The organism is Streptomyces aureocirculatus, assembly GCF_000720475.1.
GTDB lineage: Bacteria > Actinomycetota > Actinomycetes > Streptomycetales > Streptomycetaceae > Streptomyces > Streptomyces aureocirculatus.
In genome coordinates this window covers 40,598-61,059 of sequence record NZ_JOAP01000035.1, presented here as the reverse complement: position 1 = coordinate 61,059, position 20,462 = coordinate 40,598, and the positions used below count along the sequence as shown (strand labels likewise).

Genomic DNA, 20,462 nt, shown 5'->3' with positions numbered 1-20,462 from the left:
CTTGTCGGAAGTTACGTAATTACGTAACCTACGATCATGGAGCTGGAAGAGCGCGTCGCCGAGCTGGAGCGGCGCATGGCGGCGCTGGAGGGCGCGGACCGCGACGTGGACGCGCCCTCCGTGAGCGAGAGCGACTTCTGGGCCCTTGAGGGCCTCAAGGCGCAGCTCGCCCAGCACCGGGCGGCCGACGGTGGCGTGCTGTACACGGGTACGGTGCGGCTCCCGACGGGCGAGCGGTACGACTGGCAGACCGGCCAGTTCACCGAGGTGCTCCTGGACGGCGACTGGACCGAGGCCGCCGATTCACTGGCCGCGCTGGGCCATCCCGTACGGCTGCGGCTGCTCCGGGAGATCCTCGGCGGCCGGCGCACCGCCGCGGAACTGGCCGCGCTCGACGAGGTCGGCACGACCGGCCAGATCTACCACCACCTGCGCCATCTGACCGGCGCGGGCTGGCTGCACACCACGGCTCGCGGCCGCTACGAGGTTCCGGCGGGGCGGGTGGTGCCGCTCCTCGTGGTCCTGACCGCGGCGCGCCCTGCCTGAAGTCACACGCACGCGACGAATCGCCAGGGGGAACAACCGTGTCAACCACATCCACCGTGTCCATACGCAAACTGACCGTTGTCCTCAGACGCGTCCTGTGGCTGGCCTTCTTCGTGCAGGCGGTCGCCGGGTTCTTCGTGGACCTTCCGTACAACTACTGGTTGGGCTGGCTGCCCGCGGTGGCCGCCATCGGGCTCAGCCTGCTGCTGGGGCGGGCGGCGCGGCGGCAGATCGCGACCGCGCCGCCGGCGGCCGTCGAGGTGGAGGCGCCGGTCACCGGCCGTTGGTCGGCGCTCAACAGCCCGGCCGACAAGGTGCCGAGCCACGGCACCCATGCCCTGGCGCAGACGTACGCCATCGACATCACGGCCGAGCCGGAGGAGTCCGGGAAGGGTGCCCGCCCTGGCTTCGCCTGGCTGTGGCCGATCGCCCGCCGCCCCCGTGCGTTCCCCGCCTTCGGGGCGCCGCTGCTCGCTGTCGCGGACGCGACGGTGGTCCACGCGGAGGACGTCCAGCGGGACCACTTCAGCCGCAACTCGCTGCTCGCGCTGCTCTACTTCTTCTTCGTCGAGGGCACGGTGCGTGGCGTGGCCCCGGCTCGCCGGGTGGTCGGCAATACCGTGGTACTGGACCTTGGCGGCGGTACGTACGCCATGTACGCGCATGTGCAGCGCGGTTCGCTCGCCGTACGCGTCGGGGAACGTGTCCGGGCGGGTCAGGTCATCGCCCGCTGCGGCAACTCCGGCAACTCCACTGAGCCGCACGTCCACTTCCAGTTGATGGACGGGCCGGACCTGGACACGGCCAAGGGGGTGCCGTTCCGCTGGCGGGGTCTCGGCGTACCCGCCAACCGGGAGGTATTCACGCCGGACCAGTCCGTGGCCGCTGGGTTGGGCGACACCCCTCTCCCTACATAACGGGCACCCGGCAGCAGGGCTGTGCCCACCCTCCCCCAAGCTCTCGGCTCCGCTCGAGCAGGGAGGTACCCCCCTCGCCCCTGGCGGACCAGTTGCCCACAGCGAGGGCGGGGTAGTTGGCCGCGGCGGGAGCCACAGACGAGCGGGAAGTCGCGATCGAACCGGAGGGGTCGTGGCGGTATGACCGAGCGCAGCGTGCCAAGCGACACACTTACGGCGCGGTGAACGAGGCAGTGTCCACTACGCGAGCACGGCCATACCGCCACGACCCCGCCACCCCCACAAACGGAAAGGCGAAAACCGTGTCAAACATGTCCTAGGTCAATATTTCATCCTGGCATAATATGCCCATGCCAGCACGGAGACCCGCAGCGGCGCACAAGCCGACAACCCCCGCCCCTGCCCCCGCCCCCACCCCCGGCCTCCGGGAGCGCAAGAAGCGGCAGACCGCCTCCCGGATCTGGCACGCCGCGGTGGACCTCTTCGTAGAGCGCGGCTTCGACAAGGTGTCCGTCGCCGAGATCGCAGCCGCCGCGGACGTCTCGAAGATGACCGTCTTCAACTACTTCGGCACGAAGGAAGACGTACTCCTCGCCCCCATGGAAGAGCACGTGTCCGACGCCGCCGAAGCCGTCCGTACCCGCGCCCCCGGCGAATCCGCCGCCGACGCCCTGCGCCGCCAACTCCTGGACCTGATCGAGGCCCGCGACCCCTCCGTAGGCCTCAGCGACAGCCCCCGCACCCTCCAGGTCCTGCGCCTGGTCACCGAGACCCCCGTACTCCTGCACCGCGCCCACGCCTTCCACCACCGCAGCCAGCAACTCCTGGCCACCGCCCTCGCCGAGGAAACGGGCGACGCCGTCCTCGCCGAGGTCGCCGCCGCCCAGTTGTTCGGCGTCCGCAACGCCGTGTTCGCCGAAGTGCACCGCCGCCGCATGGCCGGCACCCCGCTCAACGAGGTCGCCGCCGACGCGGCGACCCTCGCAAGGAACGCCTTCGCCCTGGTGGAAAAGGGGCTCAGCGGATACGCGGTCAAGGCATAGGCTCCCCCCATGCCCCCGGCCAAGAAGCGCACCCGCAGCTACGACCAGACGAAGATCCGCACAGCCGTGCTCACCCAGTTCGGCACGGTGCGCGAAGCGATCGCGGGCCTCACCCCGGAGCAACTCGCCGCGCCCACCCGCCTGGGCGACTGGACCATACGCGAACTGGCCGCGCACCTCACGATGGTGCTCGGCACCCTGGCCCGCTACCTGGAGACACCCGAGCCGGAGAAGCTGGAAGTCCCGCTCGAGGACTGGCCGTTCCGGACATCGTCCGCGGCGAACCAGGTGGACGAGGACGTACACGCCCTGACCGCCGCGGCGAACACCCCGCTGGACGCCCTGTTCGCGGACACCACCGCCCGCCTGGCGGACACCCTCCCCGAGGCCCCCGGCACCCGCCTGGTGCCCTCCCGCTTCGGCGGCATGACGCTCGCCGACTTCATGGTCACCCGCACCGTGGAACTGATCGTCCACACCGACGACTTGAACGCCGCGCTACCCGGCCTCGACGTCCCGTACGACCGCCAGGCCCTGGCCGCCTGCACCCGCCTGCTCACGGACGCCCTGGCCGCGAAGGCCCCCGGCGGCGCGGTGGAGGTCCGCGTGCCGCCGTACGCGGTGGTGCAGTGCGTGGAGGGCCCTCGGCACACGCGCGGCACCCCGCCGAACGTGGTCGAGACGGACCCGCTGACCTGGATCAGGCTGGCGACGGGGCGCACGACCTGGGCGGCGGCGCGGGCGGCGGCACAGGTCAGCGCGAGCGGCGAACGGGCCGACCTGAGCGGGCTCCTGCCGATCATGTCCTGAAGCCGGCGGCACGCACGGCAGGGGAACCGGTCCCGGACCCGCCTCGTCACAATGACATGTACAAGCAGCGTGTGACCCAGACCCTCACCGCCATCGCCGCAGCCGGGCTGCTCGCTGCCTGCGGCTCGGAGTCCGGCTCCGGCGACGGCGGTTCCGACAAAGCGGGCTCCGGCAAGGAAACCCCCGGCAAGGGCGGCACGGACGCACCCCTGACCGGCGTGCGCTGGAACGTGGACAGCCTCACGGTCGACGGCAGGAAACACCAGGCACCCAGCGGCGCCTACGTGAAGTTCGGCGGCAAGGGCGGTACCGGCGGCAACTTCGGCTGCAACGGATACGGCGCCAAGGCTTCGGTGGAAGGCGACACCGTCCACTTCGAGCCGGGCCCGCACACCGAGATGGCGTGCGATGCCCTGGACTTCGAGAAGCGCCTGGCCCGCGCCATGGACGGCAAGCTCAAGGCGAAGGTGGACGACGAACGCCTGACGCTGACGACGGCGGAAGGCGACCGCATCGCGCTGAGCGCGGAGTCCGGTGCCCCGCTGAAGGGCACCGAGTGGACCGTGACCTCGGTCGGGGACAAGGGCGCGGCGACCTCCCTGCCGAAGGCCCTGAACGACAAGGTCAAGCTGACCTTCGGCAAGGACGGCACGGTCCGGGGCAACCTGGGCTGCAACGCGGTCACCGCGGACGCCGACGCCCGGGACGGCAAGATCGCGCTTGGCATGCCGAGGGTGACCCGGAAGATGTGCCCCGGCGACGTGATGCCGACCGAGCGCACGCTCCTGAAGCTGTTCGAGGGCAAGGTCGAGTACGCGGTGGACCACCGCACGCTGACGCTGACGACCGGCGAGACGGTGGTGAAGGCGCAAGCAACCGGCTAGGGGAAGGCTGTCGTCGCAGTTCACAGGCGTGCCGCACGGCTGACGCCGCCGGCGGCACGCTCACCCTCCGTACCGACCCCGTATCCCCAATTCGGACCAGTGGTCGATCTCGCCTACACTCGGTGTCGTGCCACGTGGTGACGGTCGACTCAATCACGATCTGTTCCCCGGCGAGAAAGGCCCCCAGGACGCTTGTGGCGTCTTCGGTGTCTGGGCTCCGGGCGAAGAGGTCGCAAAGCTCACGTACTTCGGGCTCTACGCCCTCCAGCATCGGGGCCAGGAATCCGCGGGAATCGCGGTCAGCAACGGCTCCCAGATCCTCGTCTTCAAGGACATGGGCCTGGTGTCCCAGGTCTTCGACGAGACCTCGCTCGGTTCTCTCCAGGGACACATCGCGGTCGGTCACGCCCGCTACTCCACCACTGGAGCCTCCGTCTGGGAGAACGCCCAGCCCACCTTCCGCGCGACGGCCCACGGCTCCATCGCCCTCGGCCACAACGGCAACCTCGTCAACACGGCGCAGCTCGCCGAGATGGTCGCCGAGCTGCCCAAGCAGGAGGGCCGCACCACGCGCGTGGCGGCCACCAACGACACGGACCTGCTCACGGCCCTGCTCGCCGCGCAGACCGACGCCGACGGCAAGCCGCTGACCGTCGAGGAAGCCGCGGGCGTGGTGCTTCCCCAGGTCCAGGGCGCCTTCAGCCTGGTCTTCATGGACGAGCACACGCTGTACGCGGGCCGCGACCCGCAGGGCATCCGCCCGCTGGTGCTCGGCCGCCTGGAGCGCGGCTGGGTGGTCGCCTCCGAGAGCGCGGCCCTCGACATCTGCGGCGCCAGCTATGTGCGCGAGATCGAGCCCGGCGAGTTCGTCGCCATCGACGAGAACGGCCTGCGCACCTCCCGATTCGCAGAAGCGAAGCCCAAGGGCTGTGTCTTCGAGTACGTGTACCTGGCGCGCCCCGACACCGACATCGCGGGCCGCAACGTCTACCTCTCGCGGGTCGAGATGGGCCGCAAGCTCGCGGCCGAGGCCCCGGTCGACGCCGACCTCGTCATAGCGACCCCGGAGTCAGGCACCCCCGCCGCGATCGGGTACGCGGAGGCGTCCGGCATCCCCTTCGGCGCGGGCCTGGTCAAGAACGCCTATGTCGGCCGGACCTTCATCCAGCCCTCGCAGACCATTCGCCAGCTCGGCATCCGGCTGAAGCTGAACCCCCTGAAGGAAGTCATCAGGGGCAAGCGCCTGGTGGTCGTCGACGACTCGATCGTCCGCGGCAACACCCAGCGCGCCCTGGTCAAGATGCTCCGCGAGGCGGGCGCCGCCGAGGTCCACATCCGGATCTCCTCGCCGCCCGTGAAGTGGCCGTGCTTCTTCGGCATCGACTTCGCCACCCGCGCCGAGCTCATCGCCAACGGCATGAGCATCGAAGAGATCGGCACGTCGCTCGGCGCCGACTCGCTCTCGTACATCTCCATCGACGGCATGATCGAAGCCACCACCATCGACAAGCCGAACCTGTGCCGTGCCTGCTTCGACGGCGAGTACCCGATGGACCTGCCGGACCCGGAGCTCCTCGGCAAGCAGCTCCTGGAGACCGAGCTGGCAGCGGGCCCGGCGGCCACCGCCGCGGCGGACGCGATCCGCCGCCCGTAAGACCCCACGCAGTACGACACGAAAGTTCTCATCGTCATGTCTGAGACCACTGGTGCCAGCTACGCAAGCGCGGGCGTCGACATCGAGGCGGGCGACCGCGCCGTCGAGCTGATGAAGGAGTGGGTCAAGAAGACCCAGCGCCCGGAGGTCGCGGGCCTCGGCGGCCTCGGCGGCTTCGCCGGCCTCTTCGACGCCTCCGCCCTCAAGCGCTTCGACCGCCCGCTGCTCGCCTCCGCCACGGACGGCGTCGGCACGAAGGTCGACCTCGCGAGGCAGCTCGGTGTGTACGACACGATCGGCCACGACCTGGTCGCCATGGTCATGGACGACATCGTGGTGTGCGGCGCCGAACCGCTGTTCATGACGGACTACATCTGCGTCGGCAAGGTCCACCCGGAGCGCGTGGCCGCCATCGTGAAGGGCATCGCGGAGGGCTGCGTCCTCGCGGGCTGCGCGCTCGTCGGCGGCGAGACCGCGGAGCACCCCGGTCTGCTCGGTCCCGACGACTTCGATGTCGCGGGTGCGGGCACGGGCGTCGTGGAGGCGGACCAGGTGCTCGGCTCCGATCGCATCCGTAAGGGTGACGCGGTGATCGCCATGGCGTCGTCGGGTCTTCACTCCAACGGGTACTCACTGGTCCGGCATGTGGTCTTCGACCGCGCGGGCTGGTCCCTGGACCGCGAGGTCCCCGAGTTCGGCCGCACCCTCGGCGAGGAACTCCTGGAGCCCACGAAGATCTACTCCCTGGACTGTCTGGCGCTGACGCGCACGGCGCGGGTGCACGCCTTCAGCCACATCACCGGCGGCGGTCTCGCGGCGAACCTCGCCCGGGTGATCCCGGACGCCCTGCACGCCACCGTGGACCGCTCCACCTGGGCGCCCGGCGCGGTCTTCGACGTCGTCGGCACGGCGGGCCGGGTCGAGCGCCTGGAGCTGGAGAAGACCCTGAACATGGGCGTCGGCATGATCGCCGTCGTCCCGCAGGAGTCGGCCGACGTGGCCCTGACGACCCTGGCCGACCGCGGCGTGGACGCCTGGATCGCGGGCGAGATCACCGAGCGCGGCGACCACGCGACGGGCGCCGAGCTCACGGGTGACTACGCGAAGTAGCCACCGCGGACCGCAGGGGTGCGGCACGCACCGCACCCCGCGTACCCGCTCACGTACACAGCCGTGGACAGCACAAAACCCGGTCCGGCGGTGTTGCCACCCCGGACCGGGTGAAGTGCAGTCGCTACAGGTGAATGCGCGAGCTGCGAATGTCTGTGACGTACGAGAACCGCGAGGTCAAGCGCCGCGGCGCTGCGACGAGGGGCCGGACTCTTCGTCCTCGTCCTCGACGTCGTTGTACAGATCCGCGTACTGCGCGTACGGGTCGTCTTCCTCGTCCTCGTCTTCGAACGGCTCGCCATTCGGCGGCTGTTGCGAAGTCGAAGCGCCCAGCTCATTGGCCAGACGCGACAGGTCAGTCCCGCCGCTGTTGTACTTCAGCTGGCGGGCGACCTTTGTCTGCTTGGCCTTGGCCCGGCCGCGCCCCATGGCTCGACCCCCTCGGTATCGGGGCTTCATGGCCCCAGAGTCTTGACACGCGTTCATGATCTAGAACGGACTCTCCATGGAGAGACCGGTCCGTAGGGCTCCCACGGTACCTGCTCCTGCGGCCGTACGGTACGTCGCCCGCAGGACGCGCCTGGGCGCACGACCGGCAAGGTGCCCTTCCCTCGCTGGTCAGCAGCGATTTTAACCTCTTCTTGGCAGGCGACCCGCCGACGGGGGTGAGTCTTGTCTCCCGAGGGCGTCGGCGGGCCTGGAACCGAGGGGCGCCGGGCGTGCTCCGGGCGCCGGACGGGTCAGCGGCCGCGGGCCTCCGCGATCCGCTGCTCGGCGATCCTGTCGGCCGCCGCGGCGGGCGGAATCCCATCCTGCTTCGCACGTGCGAATATGGCGAGCGTGGTGTCGAAGATCTTCGAGGCCTTCGCCTTGCACCGGTCGAAGTCGAAGCCGTGCAGCTCGTCGGCGACCTGGATGACACCGCCCGCGTTCACCACGTAGTCGGGCGCGTAGAGGATCCCGCGGTCCGCGAGGTCCTTCTCGACGCCTGGGTGCGCGAGCTGGTTGTTGGCGGCGCCGCAGACCACCTTGGCGGTGAGCACCGGCACGGTGTCGTCGTTGAGCGCGCCGCCGAGCGCACACGGGGCGTACACGTCGAGTCCCTCGGTGCGGATCAGCGTCTCGGTGTCGGCGACCGCGGTGACCTCGGGGTGCTTGCTGGTGATGCGCAGCAGCGAGTCCTCGCGGACGTCGGTGATCACGACCTCGGCGCCGTCCTTGAGCAGGTGCTCCACGAGGATGTGGCCGACCTTGCCGACGCCCGCGACCCCGACCTTGCGGCCGCGCAGCGACGCCTCGCCCCACAGGTGCTGGGCGGAGGCCCGCATGCCCTGGAAGACACCGAAGGCGGTGAGCACCGAGGAGTCCCCGGCGCCGCCGTGCTCCGGGGAGCGCCCGGTGGTCCAGCGGGACTCGCGCGCGATCACGTCCATGTCCGCGACATAGGTGCCGACGTCGCAGGCCGTCACGTACCGGCCGCCGAGTGAGGCCACGAAGCGGCCGTAGGCGAGCAGCAGCTCTTCGCTCTTGATCTTGTCGGGGTCACCGATGATGACCGCCTTGCCACCGCCGTGGTCGAGTCCGGCCATGGCGTTCTTGTACGACATCCCGCGCGCGAGGTTGAGCGCGTCGGCGACGGCCGCTTCCTCGGTGGCGTAGGGGTAGAAGCGCGTGCCGCCGAGGGCGGGGCCCAGGGCGGTGGAGTGGATGGCGATGACGGCCTTGAGTCCGCTGGCGCGGTCCTGGCACAGCACGACCTGCTCATGACCCCCTTGATCCGAGTGGAACAAGGTGTGCAGGACGCCGTCGGTTACATCGGTCACGGTGGTGACTCCCGGTTACATAGCGGCGGTTGGACGGGTGGCCCGTGCGGGTGGCGGGCGCCGTGTGCCAAGAGAGTAGAGCCTGAGGGGACCCGTCCGCCGCACGGCGGTCGGCATCACTCTGTCCGGCCGCCACCGCCCTCACGCGCGCGGGCTGCGGGACGGAGTGCGGCGCTGTTCGGCCATGGCACGATTTGCAGTGTTTTCCAGTTGGTCCGCGGGGGAGGTGAGGAGCCGTGCCCAAGGTGTCCTCGGTGATCGTCCCGTACGCGTCGTACTTGCGTGTGTATGAGCCACTCGCTGCCTTCCCCGAGCCCGAACGCAGCCACTGGGCGCGCTACGCCCGGCGCCCGGACCGCCCCTCGTACCAGGACGAACTCCGCCGCTCACTGGCCGACTTGGTGCCCACGCCGCCCGTTCCCGTGCCGGTGCACGAGAGCAGCGACGCGTTCGTGGTGGAGCTCGACGGGGTGGTGTGCGTCTGCCCCTGGCGCACCCGGCTGCGGGGCTGGCAGGCCCTTGGCGACCTCGGCGGGCAACTGCCGACGCCGGTCCTCGACGCGGTCCTGCCGCCGGTGGTGCGCCGGCAGGCCGCCGCGGACTACGAGCAGTGGCTGGCGGAGAACCCCGACGCACGCCCCTGGATCCGCTCGGCGACCTGGCATGTGCCGATGCCGTGGTTCGTGCTCGTCACGGACGAGGAGCGCTGTTACGAGCCCTTCCCCAAGGCCGCCACCGGGGACGCGGACGCCGCGGAGCCCGCGCACGCCGCCGAGCCCCCCGGGAGCGGGGCGCCGGTGCTGCGGTACCGCACGCCGATGGTGCAGGCGCGGCGCCGGGTGGCGCGCGGCCTGAAGGCGCTGCGCGACGCCATGGACGAGGGGGCGCTCATCGACGGCCTCGTGGACGTGGGGCGCTGGCTGGAGGAGTTCCACCCGCGCTCCCTCGTGGAGCTCGACTACGGCGGTCTGGTGCACGCGCTGCCGGACGACATGCTGGCCGACGACCACTCGGCGGGGGATGTGGCCGCCGGGATCGAGGCGCTGCGGGCCGGCGACGGGGTGGGGGCCGGCGAGGCGTATGCGAGGCTCGTGGAGCGCTGGCGGGCGGTCCGGGAGCGACAGTTCTCGAACTGATGAGCCCGGCTCCGGACGGCCGTGTCCCGGCAACGGGACGTAGGTCCCGATCCGGGCCTTTGCCTCAAGGGTGATGGACCGCACTTAACTCGCTCTTGCGCTGATCGCCCCTCCTCATGCCAAAATAGGACAAGGAGTCCGGACAGGGTTCCTTCCGTCCAACTAAGGGCGGAATACTTGGCATTGCGCGCTATGGGGGGTCTGTTGACTCCTGATCGCTCTGTGACTGATCGTCACTGTGACGTGACTGTCCGCTATGGCATGGTCCATCGGCTTCCGTCGCGGATGGACACCTGGGAGGGCAATTCCATCGGTTTGGCCGACGTGGCTGGACGGATGGTGTAGTTGTAGTGCCGAGGACAAGCCGTTCGTCCTATAACCGACTCGACCCGCGTCCGCCATTTCGGGCAACGCGGGTCAAGGTGCAGAATTTAGAGGAATGAACCGAGAAGGTTCGGTTCTCCCGAGGAGGCCGCTCATGACCGCTCGCACCCCTGATGCCGAGCCGCTGCTGACCCCGGCTGAGGTTGCCACGATGTTCCGCGTCGACCCGAAGACGGTCACGCGCTGGGCCAAGGCTGGCAAGCTCACGTCGATTCGTACGCTCGGCGGGCACCGTCGTTACCGCGAGGCTGAGGTCCGCGCTCTGCTTGCGGGCATCCCGCAGCAGCGCAGCGAGGCCTGAGCAGGGCGTTTGTGCAGTAAGCAGTAGTAAGCAGTACACATGGGACGACAGGTTCCACCGCTGCCGGGTCCCCCAACCTGGCCGTAACGTCCGACATATGGCTCTACGCGACACGGGACCCGCCCCAACGGGCCCCACGCCCGAACCGCTTGGGTGAGTCGTCGATCGCGCTGGACTCCGCCGGGTCCAGCGCGATCTTTTTTTGTGCCCGCACCCCCTGGGCAGGAGTCCCCGTGGACGCCTGTGCGCGCTGTTGGGGGCCTCTGTGGGCCGTCCTGTTGATCCCTGGGCGGCCCTGTCGGCGCGTCGTCAAGGCGGCGCGGCGGCAGGTGCAATGGCACATATTTGATTGACGTGGTGTAGGGCGGGGGTAAGTTCCGGGGTTCTTGAAACTCGTTCGGTGACTACCGTCACACGGGCCGCAGCTTGTTGGCCCCGCTGCCGGTGCGCTATTGGGGTCGGCGGTGCGTTCGGTGCCGGCCGGCGCGGGTCGGCGCGGGGCGTCGGCGCCCGGTGGGGCCGCCCGCTCACCCGCTCAGCTTCCCACCCGGCAGGCGGTCCGCGTGGCGCCTTTGGTCATGCCTTGGGGGGTCTTTCGTCCTCACATGCCACATCCGCCTCAGGAGCCTCTGTGGCCTCACTGGAGGGCTCCATGGCGAGGCGCAGGAGTCGGTGGCAGATGGGACAGTGCCGGGTCAGATGGCGATAGCGGGTGGCCGCTGCGAGATGAGCGCGCAGCAGGGCACGGGTCTCGTGCCGGGCGGTTGCGGACATGCGCCACCTCCTCGGGAGCGCGCGGCTCGCTCCCCTCTCCGGGGTACCGGCGGAATGTGACGCCGTCAAGCCTGCCGTTCCCTCGCGGGGCGCGCATCGCAGGCAAACGCCGAAGTGGGCCGCGCCCCGGAGGGTGTGGCTCGCTTGGTTCTTGCGGTCCTGACGGGATTTGCTGTGTCGATTGCGGCTGCGCCGCGGGCGCGGCCTCCACCTTGGCAGGGTGGCGAGGGGCCGGGCTGTGTGGCGTGCTCGGGCTGGACGCCGAAGTGGGCCGTACCCCGGAGGGTACGGCCCACTTCATTACTGCGGTCCTGACGGGATTTGAACCCGCGGCCTCCACCTTGACAGGGTGGCGAGCACTCCAAACTGCTCCACAGGACCAGGTTTCGCAGCTCCGATTGCCTCTCTGGGCTGCGAAAAAGACTGTACAGCAGCTCGGGTCCCTGGTCGAACTCGCTCTGTGTGAGTGGACGGTCACGGCTCCGTGGCTACGGTGCGGCGGCGTCGATCGCCTTCACGATGCGCTTGTCGGAGACGGGGTACGCCGTGCCGAGCGCGTGCGCGAAGTAGCTGACCCGCAACTCCTCGATCATCCAACGGATGTCCAGGACCTCCCGCGGCACCGGCCGCCCCTGCGGCAGTTGTTCGAGCAGCCAGGCGTACTCGTCCTGCATCTCGCGGACCTTCTCCATGCGCGTGGTGTCGCGCTGGACGTTCGTCGGCATCTGCTGGAGCCGACGGTCGGCGGCGACCATGTAGCGCATCAGGTCGGGCATCCGGCGCACACCCGTCTCCGTGACGAAGCCGGGCTTGACGAGGGCGTCGAGCTGCCCGCGCACGTCCGCGAGGTTGGGAAGCAGCGCCTGGCTCTTCGTGGACTTCAGGCGCCGCTCACAGGCCTGCCAGGCGGCGAGGACCTGCTGGACCTGCGTGACCGTGTGCACGGTCGCGTCGACGATCTCGGCGCGCACCTTCTCGTACAGCTTGCGGTACGACTCCTCGTCCCACGCGGGCCCGCCGAAGTCCCCCATGAGCTTGTCCGCCGCCGCCCGCGCGCAGTCGTCGAAGAGCGCCTGCATGGAGCCGTGCGGGTTCGCCGACAGGGCGAGCTTCTGCTGGTTGGTGAGCTTGTCCTGGGCGAACTTGCCCGGGTTCACCGGAATGTTGCGCAGGATGAGGCGGCGGGTGCCGCGCCACATCGCTCGCGCCTGCTCCGCCTCGGTGTCGAAGAGGCGTACGGAGACGGTGTCACCGTCGTCGACCAGGGCCGGATAGGCCTTCACCGGCTGTCCCGCCCGGCGGGCCTCGAAGACGCGCGAGAGCGTGCCGATCGTCCAGTCCGTGAGGCCGGCGCGCTCCACGGACTCTCCGCCCGAGCGCTCGGCCGTCGCGGCCGCCGCCTGTGACAGGGCCTTGCGGGCCTTCGGCTGCAAGCGGAGCTTCAGGACCTCCAGGTCCTTGTCCTCGGCCAGCTTGCGGCGCCGCTCGTCGGTGATCCGGAAGGTGATCTTCAGATGGTCCGGTACGCGGGTCAGGTCGAAGTCGTCGCCGTGCACCGGCACCCCGACCATCCTCTGCAGCTCACGCGCCAGCGTGACGTGCAGGGGCTCCTGCAAGGGCGTGGCCCGCTGCAGGAACTCCCTGGCGTAGTTGGGCGCCGGGACGTAGTGGCGGCGGATCGGCTTCGGCAGGGAGCGGATCAGCTCCGTCACGACGTCCTCGCGCAGGCCCGGGATCTGCCAGTCGAAGCCGTCGGGCGCGACCTGGTTGAGCACCTGGAGCGGTACGTGCACGGTCACGCCGTCCGCGTCCGCGCCCGGCTCGAACTGGTACGTGACCCGGAACTTCAGCGGCCCCTGCCGCCAGGTGTCCGGATAGTCGTTCTTCGACACATCACCGGCGCGCTCGTTGATGAGCATCGACCGCTCGAAGTCGAGCAGCTCCGGTTCCTCGTGGATCTTCTTCTTCCACCAGGAGTCGAAGTGCGCCCCCGACACCACATGTGCGGGCACCCGCTGGTCGTAGAAGTCGAACAGCGTCTCGTCGTCGACGAGGATGTCGCGGCGCCGCGCGCGGTGCTCCAGCTCCTCGACCTCGGTGAGCAGCTTGCGGTTGGCGGCGAAGAACTTGTGGTGCGTACGCCAGTCGCCCTCGACGAGTGCGTTGCGGATGAAAAGGTCGCGGCTCGTCTCAGGGTCGATGCGGCCGTAGTTCACCTTGCGGTCGGTGACGATCGGGACGCCGTACAGCGTGACCTTCTCGTACGCCATCACGGCCGCCTGGTCCTTCTCCCAGTGCGGCTCGCTGTAGGTGCGCTTGAGCAGGTGCTGCGCGAGCGGCTCGATCCACTCCGGTTCGATCTTCGCGTTGACGCGGGCCCACAGCCGGGACGTCTCCACCAGCTCGGCCGACATGATGAAGCGCGGGGGCTTCTTGAAGAGGGCGGAGCCCGGGAAGATCGCGAATTTCGCGCTACGGGCGCCCAAGTAGTCGTTCTTCGCGCCCTCCTTCACGTCCTTCATGCCCACGTGGGACAGCAGGCCCGCGAGGAGCGAGACGTGCACGCGCTGGTCGGCGGCGTCCTCGTCGTTCAGATGGATGCCCATCTGCTTGGCCACCGTACGCAACTGGGAGTAGATGTCCTGCCACTCGCGGATGCGCAGGAAGTTCAGATACTCGCGTTTGCACATGCGGCGGAACGCGGACGAGCCGAGCTCCTTCTGCTGCTCGCGCACGTACCGCCACAGGTTCAGATACGCCAGGAAGTCGGACGTCTCGTCCTTGAAGCGGGCGTGCTGCTGGTCGGCCTGTGTCTGCTTGTCGGCCGGGCGCTCCCGCGGGTCCTGGATGGACAGCGCCGCGGCGATCACCATGACCTCGCGCACACAGCCGTTCTTGTCGGCCTCCAGGACCATCCGGGCGAGCCGGGGGTCCACGGGGAGCTGGGCGAGCTTGCGGCCCTGCTGCGTCAGCCGCTTCTTCGGGTCCTTCTGGGTGGGGTCGAGCGCACCGAGCTCTTGAAGGAGCTGCACGCCGTCCCGGATGTTGCGGTGGTCCGGCGGGTCGATGAACGGGAACTTCTCGATGTCGCCGAGGCCGGCCGCGGTCATCTGGAGGATGACGGACGCCAGATTCGTACGGAGGATCTCCGCGTCCGTGAACTCCGGGCGGGCCTCGAAGTCCTCCTCGGAGTACAGCCGGACGCAGATGCCGTCCGACGTGCGGCCGCAGCGGCCCTTGCGCTGGTTGGCGCTGGCCTGCGAGACCGGCTCGATCGGCAGGCGCTGCACCTTCGTGCGGTGGCTGTAGCGCGAGATGCGGGCCGTACCCGGGTCGATCACGTACTTGATGCCAGGAACCGTCAGGGACGTCTCGGCGACGTTCGTCGCAAGGACGATTCTTCGGGCTGTTCCCGCGCCGGGCCGCTGGAACACGCGGTGCTGCTCGGCGTGGGACAGGCGGGCGTAGAGGGGGAGGACTTCCGTGAACTTGTAGTTCTTCTTGTTCAGCGCGTCCGCCGTGTCCCTGATCTCGCGTTCGCCGGACAGGAAGACCAGGATGTCGCCCTTGCCCTCCGCCTGGAGCTCCTCCACCGCGTCCGTGATCGCCGTGATCTGGTCGCGGTCCGGGTCGTCGCCCTCCTCCTCCAGGAGCGGGCGGTAGCGGACCTCCACCGGGTACGTCCGTCCGCTCACCTCCACGATCGGGGCGTCCCCGAAGTGGCGCGAGAAACGCTCCGGGTCGATGGTCGCGGAGGTGATCACGACCTTCAGGTCCGGGCGCTTCGGCAGCAACTGGGCGAGGTAGCCGAGCAGGAAGTCGATGTTGAGACTGCGCTCATGGGCCTCGTCGATGATGATCGTGTCGTACGCGCGCAGCTCGCGGTCCGTCTGGATCTCGGCCAGCAGGATGCCGTCCGTCATCAGCTTCACGTACGTGCTGTCCTGATTCACCTGGTCGGTGAAGCGGACCTTCCAGCCGACCGCCTCGCCCAGCGGCGTTCTCAGCTCCTCCGCCACCCGCTCCGCCACCGTGCGGGCCGCGAGGCGGCGCGGCTGCGTGTGGCCGATCAGGCCGCGTACGCCGCGGCCGAGCTCAAGGCAGATCTTGGGGATCTGCGTGGTCTTGCCCGAACCGGTCTCGCCCGCGACGATCACGACCTGATGGTCGCGGATCGCCTGAAGGATGTCGTCCTTCTTCTGGCTGACCGGGAGCTGCTCGGGGTACGTGATCGCGGGCACGCCCGAGGCACGGCCCGCCATCCTGGCCGCCGCCTTCTCCACGTCCTGCGCGACCTCCGCGAGGACGGCGGCACGGGCCTCGGGCTTGCGGATGCGGCGCGCGCCTTCGAGCCGCCGGCCGATGCGGTGCTCGTCGCGCAGCGAGAGCTCCGTCAGGCGGGGGGCGAGGGCGTCGAGGGTGAGGGCGGGCTGCGTAGACATACGCAGTCCAGGATCTCACCCGCGGCTCGGGAACGGCCAACTGATTTCCCGTGGGGCACGGGAGAGCACGTACGATTCCGGGCATGTGGTCCCGAGCGCGGCTTGCGTGGTGCTCCCTGGTGGGGGTGCTGGTCGTTGTGCTCGGGGTGGGGGTGTTGTGCGGTTCTGTCGGGGCTCCGGGTTCCGCTGGGGCTTCCGGTCCGGGTGCCGGGGGTCTGGGCTCCGCCGGGGCTCTGCGTTCCGTTTCGGCTTTGAGCTCTGCTGATGTGCGGGCTGGGGGCGGTGACACGATCCGTGCCGGGGCCGGGGATCAGCGCGATGTGCCCGGCTGCGGGCGAAGCCCGAAGGACGACGGGCAGCGGCCCGCCGCTCCGCCGCGGTTCCCCTCCTCCTACGAGTTGCTTCCCGCCCTCTACGACAACCGTGCCGCCACTTCTTCCGCCTGGGGCGCCGACCAGGCCGTGCTGTGCCTCATGCCTGGGCGGGCCCCGCCCGGCCTTGTGCCGCCCTCGCCGATAGATCTCTCCGTTCTGCGCGTGTAGGACATCGCCATATGTCCTGGAAGTCCCATTTGTCACGCATACATGCAGTAACAGGAGAAGTGCAGCCCCATGTCGTCTTCCGCCCGCAAAACGTCGCCTTCCGCCCGTAAGAAGAAGAACATCGCCGTCGTCGTCGGCGTGGCCCTCGCCGCCGGTCTGCTCGGGTTCGCCTCGTACACCGCCACCAAGCCGGAAGAGCCGTCCGTCGCCACCGCCGAGAAGGGGGACTCGGCTGCGTCTTCCGGGTCCTCCGGGTCCTCCGGGGGTTCCTCCGCCGCCCCCCGCAAGGGTGCCTACCCCGAGCTCGAAGCCCTCGCCCGGCGCGACGCCGAGGACCCGCTCGCCCAGGGCAAGGCCGATGCCCCCGTCGTCATGATCGAGTACGCCGACTTCAAGTGCGGCTTCTGCGGGAAGTTCGCCCGCGACACCGAGCCCGACCTGGTGAAAAAATACGTGGAGGACGGGACCCTGCGCATCGAGTGGCGGAACTTCCCCATCTTCGGTGAGGACTCCGAGCGGGCCGCCCGTGGCGCCTGGGCCGCCGGGCGGCAGGGGCGGTTCTGGCAGTTCCACGAAGCCGCGTACGCGGACGGCGCCAAGGACAAGGGTTTCGGGGAGGGGCGCCTGAAGGAGCTCGCCCGTGCGGCCGGGGTCAAGGACGTGGAGCGGTTCGCCGAGGACGCGGACAGTGGGGCTGCTCGGGACGCCGTGAAGAAGGACCAGGAAGAGGGGTACAAGCTCGGCGCCGCCTCCACGCCGTCCTTCCTCGTCAACGGGCAGCCTATTGCCGGGGCGCAGCCTGACGCCGTGTTCGAGCGGGCCATCGAGGCTGCGGCTGCCGCCTCTCCTTCCTCTCCCGACTCCCCTTCCTCCCCCTCCTCCGGTGAGGGGAGCGGCAAGTGACCTCCGATGTGGGGTACTTCGCTGCCTTTCTGGCGGGGTTGCTCGCGTTGGTCAGTCCGTGCAGCGCTCTGTTGCTGCCCGCCTTCTTCGCCTACTCGATCGATTCCACTTCGCGGCTGCTCGCCCGTACCGGGATCTTCTACGCCGGGCTCGCCACGACGCTGGTGCCCCTGGGGGCCGCCGGGTCCGTGGCCGGGCGGTTCTTCTTCGGGCACCGGGAGCAGTTGGTCTTCTGGGCCGGGTGGCTGATCATCGCGCTGGGTGTCGCGCAGGTGGTGGGGCTTGGATTCGCCTCGCGGCGCATGGTTGAGCTGTCCGGGCGGATCCGGCCGACCACGGCTCTGTCCGTGTACGCGCTCGGGGCGGTGTACGGGCTTGCCGGGTTCTGTGCCGGGCCGATCCTCGGGAGCGTGCTGACCGTGGCGGCCGTGAGTGGCTCTCCCGTGTACGGGGGCGCGCTCCTTGCCGTGTACGCCCTCGGGATGGCTGTGCCGCTGTTCGTGCTTGCCGTGTTGTGGGAGCGGTTCGAGCTGGGGCGGCGGGGGTGGCTTCGGGGGCGGGTGTTCCGGGTCGGGCGGTTCGAGCTGCATACGACGTCGGTGCTCTCGGGGCTGTTCTTCGTGCTGCTCGGGGGGTTGTTCCTGGCGTACGACGGGGCTGCCGCGCTGCCGGGGCTGCTGGATGTGGACGACTCGTTCGCCGTGCAGGAGTGGGCTTCGCGGTTCGGGGACGCGGTGCCTGACTGGGTGCTGCTGGTGGGGGTCGTGGTGGTGGTGGGGTTGGTGGTGCTTGTTCGGCGGCGTTCCGTCGAGTCCGAGTCGGACGCCTGAGATCTGGGCCTCGTCTGCGGCGACGGTCGTTTTCGCCTTTCCGGTTGTGGGGGTGGCGGGGTCGTGGCGGTATGGCCGTGCTCGCGTAGTGGACACTCCCTGGCTTCCCCGCACCGTAAGTGTGTTGCTTGGCACGCTGCGCTCGGTCATACCGCCACGACCCCTCCGGTTCGATGGCGACTCCCGGCTCGTCTGTGGCTCCCGCCGCGGCCAACTACCCCGCCCTCGCTGTGGGCAACTGGTCCGCCCTCGCTGTGGGCAACTGGTCCGCCAGGGGCGGAACGGGTGGGCACAGCCCACCTGCCGGGTGCCCGTTCTTTAGGGGGTGGGGCGTAGCCCAGGCCGACCCCGGGGGGGGGTACGCCGAAGGCCCCGTCCAGGTGGACGGGGCCTTCGGGGAAAGGTGGCTGGGGCCGGGATCGAACCGGCGACCTATCGCTTTTCAGGCGATCGCTCGTACCAACTGAGCTACCCAGCCACGCGACCCCGCGAGCGGAAATCGCAAGCGGTCCTGACGGGATTTGAACCCGCGGCCTCCACCTTGACAGGGTGGCGAGCACTCCAAACTGCTCCACAGGACCAAGCTTTGTGCGAGCACTAGTCTCGCACAGGTGTTGCGTGCCCCCAACGGGATTCGAACCCGTGCTACCGCCTTGAAAGGGCGGCGTCCTGGGCCACTAGACGATGAGGGCTAAGGGCCCGCCGTGGGCGCTTTGCAGCGCGTCGGGGACGTGAGAAGCATATGGGATGGGGGGAGGGATCGCCAAAACGGTTTACGACGGTGGCGCCGGCGGGGGTGTCGAGGGGTCGGCGCCGGGCTGGTTCTCCTTGGGGAGGTGGCGGCTGACCTCGGCCTTCGTGAGGCCCAGGCCGCCCAGTTTGATCTCGTCCCAGGCCTGGAGGCGCTTGGTCGCGCGGTCCAGGTAGAGGACGGACGTCTCGACCGGGTCGGGGTGCTCCCCCTCGACCGCCCGCAGGCCGCTGCCGCCCGTGGAGCCCTCGATCCGCAGCCGTGTGCCCCTCTCCATGACCTCCATCTCCTGGTGGTGCACATGCCCCGCGAGCACCAGCGGCACCGCCCCGTCCGTCTTCCTCGCGGCCGTCGGGTTGTGCGCCACCGCCACGTCCACCGGCCTGCTCTTCGCCGCCTCCTCGAACAGGGACGTGGCGAGGTTGATGCCCGCCATCTCCTCCACCGCGTCGCCCTCCTGCTTCTCCGAGCGGTCCGGCGTGAACTGGGGGTCCCCGATGCCCGCGAACCGCAGGCCCGCGACGTCCACCGCCTTCCCGCCGTCCAGGACGTGGGTGTTCTTGAGCTTCTTGAGGTACTTCTGGGTGGCGAGGGAGTCGTGGTTGCCCCGTACCCATACGTATGGCGCCCCGAGGTCCTCGATCGGGTCCAGGAACGCGTTCTCCGCCGCCGTCCCGTGGTCCATCGTGTCCCCGGAGTCCACGATGACGTCGATCTCGTACTGCTCCACCAGGGAAGAGATGATCTTCCAGCTCGCCGGGTTGAGGTGGATGTCCGACACGTGCAGCACGCGGATCGTCGACGGGTCCGGTTCGTACGCGGGCAGCGTCGACGTGACGTCGTACAGCTTGGTCACGTTCGTCACCAGGCGCGCCAACTCCCGCTGGTAGACGTCGAACTCGCTCACGATGTTGCGGGCGTTGCCGACGACGGAGGGGGCGCTGCTGAGCAGCCCGGAGAACTTCGGCTCCAGGACCGACTTCGGGTTCCACGTCGCGTACGCCACCCCTCCCGACGCCGCCAGGAGCGTCAGCGCGAGGCCGCCCGCCGCCAGCGCCCTGCGCGGCCTGCGGTACACCGCGAGGCCCAGTGCCGTCGCGCCCGCGACCACGGCGGCGCAGGACCGTACCGCCAGGTCGAGCGTCCCGTGCGCGACGTCCCCCGCCACCTCCTCCTGCATCCCCGAGATCCGCTCCGGGTGGTCCACAAGCGCCTCCGACCGCACCGGGTCGAGGCGGTCCACCTCCACGTCCAGGCGGATCGGCGCCACGTGCGAGTTCAGTTCGAGGGCGCCGAGGGGGGAGACGTCGATCTTCGTTCCGCCGGTCAGGGACGGGCGCAACTGCATCCGGGTGTCCATCGGCCCCACCGAGGTGCGGACACTGCCCACCACCAGAAGGCCCAGCCAGGCCCCGAGCACCACCACCGCCACCAGGCCGAGCGCACGGCCGAACGGGTGCGGGGTGCGGGTGAGGTCCGCCGTCGGCGGTGGGCGACCTGCGCGGTAGCGGCGTACCAGAGCTGTCGGCGCCCCGCGCAGGCTGCTCAGTTTGCGTAGAACGACCGGCACTTCGCGCCCCATTGGGCCCGTATGCCCGTACCCGGCGGTCAC

Annotated in this window: 17 protein-coding genes and 4 tRNA genes; 12 read left to right on the top strand and 9 right to left on the bottom strand. The window is 69.7% G+C overall.

The window, feature by feature from the left end:
* Window positions 1-36 precede the first annotated feature (36 nt).
* From IG78_RS0128385 to purM, 7 genes are all read left to right on the top strand, one after another.
* Window positions 37-546, top strand: coding sequence for an ArsR/SmtB family transcription factor (locus IG78_RS0128385; protein WP_030568180.1), 510 nt, complete (start codon window positions 37-39; stop codon window positions 544-546).
* Window positions 547-602: 56 nt separating this feature from the next.
* Window positions 603-1,463 (top strand): M23 family metallopeptidase, encoded by an 861-nt coding sequence (locus IG78_RS0128380; RefSeq protein WP_030568178.1) that lies wholly within the window; start codon window positions 603-605, stop codon window positions 1,461-1,463.
* Window positions 1,464-1,813: 350 nt separating this feature from the next.
* The gene (locus IG78_RS0128375; RefSeq protein WP_030568176.1) at window positions 1,814-2,506 is read left to right on the top strand and encodes a TetR/AcrR family transcriptional regulator; all 693 of its coding nucleotides are present in this window, start codon (window positions 1,814-1,816) and stop codon (window positions 2,504-2,506) included.
* A gap of 9 nt (window positions 2,507-2,515) precedes the next feature.
* Window positions 2,516-3,316: a maleylpyruvate isomerase family mycothiol-dependent enzyme gene (locus IG78_RS0128370; RefSeq protein WP_030568174.1), complete on the top strand. Its 801-nt coding sequence runs from the start codon at window positions 2,516-2,518 to the stop codon at window positions 3,314-3,316.
* 71 nt (window positions 3,317-3,387) lie between these two features.
* Window positions 3,388-4,200 carry an META domain-containing protein gene (locus IG78_RS0128365; RefSeq protein ID WP_225882275.1) on the top strand — a complete coding sequence of 271 codons (813 nt, stop codon included), beginning with the start codon at window positions 3,388-3,390 and terminating at the stop codon, window positions 4,198-4,200.
* A gap of 127 nt (window positions 4,201-4,327) precedes the next feature.
* Entirely contained in the window at window positions 4,328-5,854 is a 1,527-nt protein-coding gene (gene purF / locus IG78_RS0128360; RefSeq protein ID WP_030568170.1) for an amidophosphoribosyltransferase, read from the top strand.
* Window positions 5,855-5,890: 36 nt separating this feature from the next.
* Window positions 5,891-6,964 carry a phosphoribosylformylglycinamidine cyclo-ligase gene (gene purM, locus IG78_RS0128355; RefSeq protein WP_030568168.1) on the top strand — a complete coding sequence of 358 codons (1,074 nt, stop codon included), beginning with the start codon at window positions 5,891-5,893 and terminating at the stop codon, window positions 6,962-6,964.
* Between the two features lie 177 nt (window positions 6,965-7,141).
* Here the strand turns inward: purM and IG78_RS0128350 are convergent, their stop codons facing one another.
* Both IG78_RS0128350 and IG78_RS0128345 read right to left on the bottom strand, forming a co-directional pair.
* Entirely contained in the window at window positions 7,142-7,393 is a 252-nt protein-coding gene (locus IG78_RS0128350) for a DUF3073 domain-containing protein (RefSeq protein WP_030568166.1), read from the bottom strand.
* A 311-nt stretch (window positions 7,394-7,704) separates the two neighbouring features.
* Window positions 7,705-8,787: a Leu/Phe/Val dehydrogenase gene (locus IG78_RS0128345; protein WP_030568164.1), complete on the bottom strand. Its 1,083-nt coding sequence runs from the start codon at window positions 8,785-8,787 to the stop codon at window positions 7,705-7,707.
* A 236-nt stretch (window positions 8,788-9,023) separates the two neighbouring features.
* Between IG78_RS0128345 and IG78_RS0128340 the strand changes: the two genes are divergently transcribed.
* Together IG78_RS0128340 and bldC are read left to right on the top strand one after the other, a co-directional pair.
* On the top strand, window positions 9,024-9,923 hold the full coding sequence (locus IG78_RS0128340; protein WP_030568162.1) for a DUF8083 family protein: 900 nt from the start codon (window positions 9,024-9,026) through the stop codon (window positions 9,921-9,923).
* Window positions 9,924-10,401: 478 nt separating this feature from the next.
* On the top strand, window positions 10,402-10,608 hold the full coding sequence (gene bldC, locus IG78_RS0128335; protein ID WP_003949541.1) for a developmental transcriptional regulator BldC: 207 nt from the start codon (window positions 10,402-10,404) through the stop codon (window positions 10,606-10,608).
* Between the two features lie 576 nt (window positions 10,609-11,184).
* Here bldC and IG78_RS46420 read toward each other — a convergent pair.
* From IG78_RS46420 to hrpA, 3 genes are all read right to left on the bottom strand, one after another.
* Complete coding sequence (locus IG78_RS46420) at window positions 11,185-11,382, bottom strand: DUF6274 family protein (RefSeq protein ID WP_078965701.1); 198 nt, start codon at window positions 11,380-11,382, stop codon at window positions 11,185-11,187.
* Window positions 11,383-11,688: 306 nt separating this feature from the next.
* Window positions 11,689-11,763: transfer RNA gene (locus tag IG78_RS0128330), tRNA-Asp, on the bottom strand.
* 107 nt (window positions 11,764-11,870) lie between these two features.
* Complete coding sequence (hrpA, locus tag IG78_RS0128325) at window positions 11,871-15,824, bottom strand: ATP-dependent RNA helicase HrpA (RefSeq protein ID WP_030568159.1); 3,954 nt, start codon at window positions 15,822-15,824, stop codon at window positions 11,871-11,873.
* A gap of 251 nt (window positions 15,825-16,075) precedes the next feature.
* Between hrpA and IG78_RS49475 the strand changes: the two genes are divergently transcribed.
* The 3 genes from IG78_RS49475 to IG78_RS0128315 all read left to right on the top strand — a co-directional run bounded on the left by IG78_RS49475 (window position 16,076) and on the right by IG78_RS0128315 (window position 18,099).
* The gene (locus tag IG78_RS49475; protein ID WP_157855891.1) at window positions 16,076-16,366 is read left to right on the top strand and encodes a hypothetical protein; all 291 of its coding nucleotides are present in this window, start codon (window positions 16,076-16,078) and stop codon (window positions 16,364-16,366) included.
* A gap of 69 nt (window positions 16,367-16,435) precedes the next feature.
* The gene (locus IG78_RS0128320; RefSeq protein ID WP_030568157.1) at window positions 16,436-17,269 is read left to right on the top strand and encodes a DsbA family protein; all 834 of its coding nucleotides are present in this window, start codon (window positions 16,436-16,438) and stop codon (window positions 17,267-17,269) included.
* The gene (locus tag IG78_RS0128315; RefSeq protein WP_030568155.1) at window positions 17,266-18,099 is read left to right on the top strand and encodes a cytochrome c biogenesis CcdA family protein; all 834 of its coding nucleotides are present in this window, start codon (window positions 17,266-17,268) and stop codon (window positions 18,097-18,099) included. The genes IG78_RS0128320 and IG78_RS0128315 overlap by 4 nt, the downstream gene beginning before the upstream one ends.
* A 404-nt stretch (window positions 18,100-18,503) precedes the next feature.
* On the opposite strand, the gene IG78_RS0128310 is transcribed toward IG78_RS0128315, so the two are convergent.
* From IG78_RS0128310 to IG78_RS0128295, 4 genes are all read right to left on the bottom strand, one after another.
* A tRNA-Phe gene (locus IG78_RS0128310) sits at window positions 18,504-18,577 on the bottom strand.
* A 28-nt stretch (window positions 18,578-18,605) separates the two neighbouring features.
* Window positions 18,606-18,680, bottom strand: a tRNA-Asp gene (locus tag IG78_RS0128305).
* A 38-nt stretch (window positions 18,681-18,718) separates the two neighbouring features.
* Window positions 18,719-18,791, bottom strand: a tRNA-Glu gene (locus tag IG78_RS0128300).
* Window positions 18,792-18,872: 81 nt separating this feature from the next.
* Complete coding sequence (locus IG78_RS0128295; RefSeq protein ID WP_030568153.1) at window positions 18,873-20,432, bottom strand: metallophosphoesterase family protein; 1,560 nt, start codon at window positions 20,430-20,432, stop codon at window positions 18,873-18,875.
* Window positions 20,433-20,462: the final 30 nt, after the last annotated feature.

Excerpts from the sequence above, each read along its gene's own strand:
- IG78_RS0128385 (WP_030568180.1), top strand. The coding sequence starts at position 37 with ATGGAGCTGGAAGAGCGCGTCGCCGAGCTGGAGCGGCGCATGGCGGCG.
- IG78_RS0128320 (WP_030568157.1), top strand. The coding sequence starts at position 16,436 with ATGTCGTCTTCCGCCCGCAAAACGTCGCCTTCCGCCCGTAAGAAGAAG.
- IG78_RS46420 (WP_078965701.1), bottom strand. The coding sequence starts at position 11,382 with ATGTCCGCAACCGCCCGGCACGAGACCCGTGCCCTGCTGCGCGCTCAT.
- hrpA (WP_030568159.1), bottom strand. The coding sequence starts at position 15,824 with ATGTCTACGCAGCCCGCCCTCACCCTCGACGCCCTCGCCCCCCGCCTG.
- IG78_RS0128375 (WP_030568176.1), top strand. The coding sequence starts at position 1,814 with ATGCCAGCACGGAGACCCGCAGCGGCGCACAAGCCGACAACCCCCGCC.
- IG78_RS0128370 (WP_030568174.1), top strand. The coding sequence starts at position 2,516 with ATGCCCCCGGCCAAGAAGCGCACCCGCAGCTACGACCAGACGAAGATC.
- IG78_RS0128295 (WP_030568153.1), bottom strand. The coding sequence starts at position 20,432 with ATGGGGCGCGAAGTGCCGGTCGTTCTACGCAAACTGAGCAGCCTGCGC.
- IG78_RS0128350 (WP_030568166.1), bottom strand. The coding sequence starts at position 7,393 with ATGGGGCGCGGCCGGGCCAAGGCCAAGCAGACAAAGGTCGCCCGCCAG.
- purM (WP_030568168.1), top strand. The coding sequence starts at position 5,891 with ATGTCTGAGACCACTGGTGCCAGCTACGCAAGCGCGGGCGTCGACATC.
- bldC (WP_003949541.1), top strand. The coding sequence starts at position 10,402 with ATGACCGCTCGCACCCCTGATGCCGAGCCGCTGCTGACCCCGGCTGAG.